The sequence below is a fragment of the Streptomyces pseudogriseolus genome, from assembly GCA_002154585.1.
GTDB classification, from domain to species: Bacteria; Actinomycetota; Actinomycetes; order Streptomycetales; family Streptomycetaceae; genus Streptomyces; species Streptomyces pseudogriseolus.
Map to the genome: position 1 here is coordinate 1 of MUNG01000769.1, position 637 is coordinate 637.

Annotated in this window: 1 pseudogene; it reads right to left on the bottom strand. The window is 80.8% G+C overall.

The features are described 5' to 3' along the window. Window positions 1-637 (bottom strand): annotated as a pseudogene (locus tag CCN29_RS36825) (hypothetical protein); the annotation flags it as partial.

Consider the following 637-nt stretch of genomic DNA (forward strand, 5'->3'; position numbering starts at 1 on the left):
CCGCCCGCGTCGCCGCCGCCGGTGGCCGGCTGGGTGCCGACGCCGCCGGCCGGGGTGGTGGCCGGGGCGTCGGCGTCCGGCTGCCGCACCGTGCCGCCGGTGCCGCCCGCAGCGGGGGCGGAGGCGCCGGCCCCGGGCAGGTCGGAGGCGCCCGGGGTGGGCGTGCCGACGCCGGGGTCGAGGCTGGTGCCGGCGCTGGGCGCGGGGTCGGTCGCGGAGGGCCGGGACGTGGTCTCGACCTGCTCGGCGGGCTTGTCCTCCTGGCCCGGGACGGGCATCCAGGGGGCGTCGGAGTTGCCGGACAGCAGGGTGGCGACCATGACGACGGCGTAGCCCGCGCAGGCGAGTCCGACGGCCAGGCCGATACGGCGGTAGAGCCGGTTGCGGCGGCCCGACTCGTCGACGAACACGGGGGCCGCCTCGGGCGCCGCGCCCGCTCCGGGGGTACGGCTCAGCACACCGCCGGCGCCGATCTGCACGGCGTCGAGCTGGACCGTCACCTCGTGCGGGTCGTGGGTGGCCTCGAGGGTGCCGGGCTCCTCCTGCCACGGGTCGCGCACGGCGGTGCCGGTGTCGCCGGGGCCGGGCGCGTCGGCGGCGGGGACACGGGTCGTGGCGCCGGCGTCGGCCGTGCCGG